This window comes from Caballeronia calidae, from assembly GCF_900044055.2.
Classification (GTDB): domain Bacteria; phylum Pseudomonadota; class Gammaproteobacteria; order Burkholderiales; family Burkholderiaceae; genus Caballeronia; species Caballeronia calidae.
Map to the genome: position 1 here is coordinate 1 of NZ_FCOX02000172.1, position 4,970 is coordinate 4,970.

Below are 4,970 nucleotides of genomic sequence, written 5' to 3' on the forward strand. Positions count from 1 at the left end.
CGATCGTCGCGATGCGCCTACGCTCGCCCAGTCATTGCGAACAATTCTCGCTACGGTGTGCGTAAATTAGCGGATACAGAGCGATGACGCCGCCAGTTGGTATAAGCTCGGTGCATTTCTGCAGCGCGATCCGCGGTCGGCCGCGCAGGAGCAGGCGAGGGCGGCGCTTCTGAGGGGCCTGGAATTGAATCCCAACGACGCCGGGGGATGGAATCGGTTGGGCTTGATTGCGTTGCGGCAGCACGCCTTCTGCCGCGCGCAGCGCTATCTGAGGCGTGCGATCGGGTGCGCGCCGGGCATGCTGGAGGCGCACGTCAATCTGGGTCTGGTGCTGACGTACCAGGGGCAATTTGATGAGGCCGTGCAGATCTTGCAAAGCATGGCGGGCGCTTATCCCAGGCACCCGGCGCTGCCCACGAATATCGGGCTGGCTTACATGCTGGGCGGACGTCCGCAGCAGGCGTTGCCGTATCTGCGGCAGGCCGTTGCGCTCGCGCCCGATGATGCGCGTTTGAGCTTCAATCTGGCGTGCGCGCTGCTTGCCTTGGGGCAGTGGGAGGAGGGCTGGCAATGGTATGAGACGCGCTTGAAAATGCCCGCGCTGGTGAGCGAGCCCCGTGCGATGCCGATGTGGAGGGGCGAGTCGCTCGAAAATAAGCGCCTGTTGCTGAGCGCGGAGCAGGGTTTTGGCGACACTTTGCAGTTCATGCGCTATGTGCCCGTGCTCGCTAAAAGGGGCGCGCAGATCTACCTGAGCGTGCCGCCCCCGCTCGTTCGACTGGCTCGCACCCTCGAGGGCGTACACGAGGTGATCACGCCCGCGTGCTCGGCGCTCGCGCTCGACTTGCATTGCCCTTTGCCAAGCGTGCCGCAGCGCTTGGGCGTGCGTGTGGAGGAGGTGGCCGGGCGCAATCATCGATACCTAAGGCCCGAGCAAACCGATATCGACACGTGGGGCGCCCGACTGAACACACGTGCGGGTAAAAAGCTTCGCGTGGGACTCGTGTGGCATGGCAGCGCCCGAGGCGACAGCCATGACGTGGATCTGATCTTGACCGACAAGCGCAGGAGTCTGAGCTTGGCGCAATTCGCCCCCCTGGCTACGGTGGCAGGCGTCATGTTTGTTTCCTTGCAAAAGCGCACATCGAGCGATGCGCCGGAGGCGGGCGCCGAGATGTTTGGGGCGAATTGGTTTGATCCGATGGAGGAGATGAAGGACTTTTCCGACACCGCGGCCGTGATTGACCACCTTGACCTGGTCATTAGCGTCGACACGGCCGTGGCGCATCTGGCCGGGGCGCTGAACCGACCGGTGTGGCTGCTGAGTCGCCTGGATGGTTGTTGGCGATGGTTGCTCGAACGCGAGGACAGTGTTTGGTACGGTTCCATGCGCGTGTTTAGACAGCAGAAGTATGGCGACTGGACGGCGCTCATAGAGCGCATCGCCGCGATGCTTAAAGCGTGGGTGCGGGAGTCCTCATTGCGAACGCGAACCAAGAGCTAGGCGAACGCGAAGCGATCGGATGAATCACATGAGGAGGGGTCCCGATTCGCGCGCCCGTGTAGGGTATGGTTTTGGGCCACCTTTGCAGCAACAAGAACAGCAACAGCTGTCGGGCTTGATGCCGACTGAGTGGCGCCCGTTGCCTCGAAGAATTCGAGGCCTAAAATTGATCAACGGTCGATCCGATAGGCCCACGTGGTTGCGCCGAAGTCCAGTGCGCCGCGCACTGAACGTCGGTCGTGGAGAAGGGGTTACCGACACCCGTTAGATGGGCTGGGTGTCAAGCCAATCAATCCGTTGCCGGCGACGGTGTCAAAAAACTTCCCGAAAGGCCGCCGCGTTGCCCCCATGCTCACGAAGACGCTCCCTCTAACCGATCAGCATTTTCTTGGCCTTTTGCCGAGCCGATAACGCCTGATACACGTCATTAACAGCATCGCGCGTCGGACCGGCAATGCTCGAGAAATGGCTGCCATCAAATGACAACAAGATATTATATTTGCTCGCTCCGGCTTGTGTGCTGCTGGTTCGATGTTCTTCGTAATGGAGTAATCTGTTGGCGTCGTCTTGATTCAGCCCAACGTCCCAATCCGCGAGATTATTTATGCAGCCGATGTTGATGGCCATGCGAAATTTTTCTTCAATAATTTTGATCAAAGCAAGACTTTGGTCAGTTCCCAGAGCGATGCCTTTATCACGATCGATGTTTGGGTATTTTGCGCGCAATTTAATTTTTATTTCTGAAAGCGCATTTTCTAATTCATCGGGCTCTATTTTCAGTGAGGTTAAAATTGCCCGCGTTAGGCAGTGGTAATCTTTTCCATTTACGTTAGTCACTTTTAACTGAGTGTCGGCGGCCGCCGACTTTAGATTCCACAAAGTCGCCGTGAGGTCGGCGTCATGTGCATTAGGAATGGCGGCGATCTTTTCAATCATCGCTGCAAAATTCATCTGGAGGGCTGACCCACGTTGGATTGGGTTATGATTGATGTCGAGGTTTGTAAGCTGACCTGCAAATCCAACTTCATGTTTAAATGGATTCCAGTGCTTAGGCCGGTTCGAATTTTTCCGGAATTGATTGAGGTTGGTTTTCGTGTCAACCGGTTCAACGTCCGCATTTAGCATCATATTATTGTTGGGCGCGCGGCTGCGCTGTTCCCGGTCCCGTTTTGCCCGTTTTGGGTCCTCGGCCCGTTTTTGTTCCTCGCCCTCGCCGTGCTCGGCCATGGAGGGTGCCAGCTCTTGCAGCTTCTGCCAGATACGATTCAAGGCTGCTTTGTCAGCGTGGCCAATGATTTCCTTGGCCATCTCAATGTCCATACTCTCCATCTCCAGATGACGCGCTTCCATCCAGGCGACAAGCTTGTCCTTTGCCGCATTCGAGAGGCCTTCTACGGCTGCGAGAATCGTTTCGCGATTGGGGGCGAAATCTCTACCTTGCCCGCTTTTGTTGAACGCGGGTTCATTGCTCATGGGTAACGCAACTTTGACATCGGGGGCGAAACCCGCGCCTTGCCCGCTTTTGTTGAAGTCCTGTTCGTCGCTAATGCTTAATGGAACTTCGAACGGTGCGTCGTCAAACGAGCGGGATCGACGCTTCTTGGGGGGCGTCGAGCGTGTCTTCCTGGTCAGCCCGTCGACGCCGTCCGCGGCATATTTTTCCGTCAAGGCGCCATCAACCACGTCAATCAAGGTGCGATAGAACTCGTTTTCATGGCAACCCGTGATTGCCATTCTGACTCGATCCTGGTTCTGCTCGTAGAATAAAGACAGTCCACGTTCGGCAAACAGCTTCTGCAGCCAGTCGAGCAACAGGGGCTCATCCTGGCTCAACTCAGTAAAGGTGGCATTTTCAGTCCGGGCGGACTGCTTGATCGTTTCGTTGAATAGCGCCTCGATCGCCTTGCTGGACATGTCCATGGAACCACCGGTCTGCGGATTTATGGTGGTCAGTATGGAGCGGACGATCGCTTGCTTCTCAGGGGCCTTCGATAAGTTTTCAAGAAAGCTCGCGGACCAGAGCATGTTGACTGGCGCGGTGTTGCCGGCCATTCGTTGACTCAGGTCATGGCGGATCGCTTCCCGATTCTTTCGCTGCTCGGTGGAGGACCCCTTGAATTGCAGCGCACTCTGGTAAAGTGCCCAGAGATCTCGACCCACGACTTCTTTGAGGATGTCAGGAAGGTGATCCAGTTCCGGCAATTCTCCCGTCAGATCGAAATAGTTCAGGATACCGTCGGTGACGTGGGCTTGGGACAGCGTGGAGAGATCCGCCTGCAGGGCGGCTTTGACGCGCATGGTCGGCGTTTCTCCCGCCCGGTTCTTGAACACACTCGGCTCTTGCAGTAGGCGAAGGAGTTGTTTGATTTGCCCCGGTTCCGTGTACTGAGTGACATCACGCCCGAGTCCGCGCCTGTCGAGCCAATTTTGCATGGTCTGGCGCACGAAAGGCTTGAATGACTGCAGCGCGCTCTGGATGAGCTCGGGCTCGAAGCTCAGGTGGTCGATTGGCCTGCGATTACCCAGCATTTCCTCGATCAAGGCACGGACGCATTCCCCGGTCTGGTTGAAGGCATACCCGAATAAGCCCAGTAGCCCGCCACCGAGGCCATGACACGCGCACTTGTCCAGTGGGCCCTGTATTGCCACCCACTTCGCAAAATCCAGCGTGGTATTGAATGTGGTATAGGTGTGGTCATCAATGTGGCTGCCGTGATGGTGCCAATAACGTGCCCACAGTTCCCGCTCCGCGGCAAGGGCCGTGACTGTTGGCGAAAGCTTACGATCGGTCGGGTAGCGATGCAGGGCCATGACGACCTTGGCCAGTGACTGGCCACGCAGCTTCCGCGAGACGGACCAGAATTCCTGCAGGCGATCAAGCTGCTGCAGGGGCGAATTGTGGCTCGTGGAGGGTTTCAGCGACTTGAGCGTATCTTGCTTAATCAGTCCATCGATCGTTCCGTTTAATAGGGCCTGTTTCGTATCATCCAGAGGCCCGGGGTGCTTTTTGAGCGCGTTGATCCATGTCCCGATATTCTCAGGCGTGATTTGAACAAGTCCGAGTACGGGATCAAATGGCGAATCACTGTCGCGCGCGGTCCCCTTTTTAATCAGACGAGCCATATAGCAATCCAGCATGGATTTAGAATCCTGTCCGCCGGAAAGTTTGATCAGCGTTTCAACATCGGCTCGTTCCTTGAGCTGTGCCACTTTGGTGGTGGCCGCGCAGCACGCCCTCCAGCGCTCGTGCTCGGTCTGGTAAATGTCAAAAGCCTCTTTCCACCCTTGCGGCATGGGATAGTCCGGCTTCGAAATTCCATCGAATGAGAGATGCGCGGCCTGGCCGCTGTTTAGCCGCTTGATCGACGCTTTGACATAGTCCTGGAAGGTGTCGGGTAAGGATACGACGTTACCGTCGCATCCTCCCCTGAGAACTGTACGTGCGACGTTAGCCGCATACAGCTCA

General features: G+C 57.0%; 2 protein-coding genes. One reads left to right on the forward strand and one right to left on the reverse strand.

The window, feature by feature from the left end:
- Nucleotides 1-184 precede the first annotated feature (184 nt).
- The gene (locus AWB78_RS41395) at nucleotides 185-1,504 is read left to right on the forward strand and encodes a tetratricopeptide repeat-containing glycosyltransferase family protein (protein WP_074173710.1); all 1,320 of its coding nucleotides are present in this window, start codon (nucleotides 185-187) and stop codon (nucleotides 1,502-1,504) included.
- 369 nt (nucleotides 1,505-1,873) lie between these two features.
- Here the strand turns inward: AWB78_RS41395 and AWB78_RS41400 are convergent.
- Nucleotides 1,874-4,970: hypothetical protein (locus AWB78_RS41400; RefSeq protein ID WP_157697859.1), on the reverse strand; the 3,097-nt coding region annotated here is incomplete at its 5' end.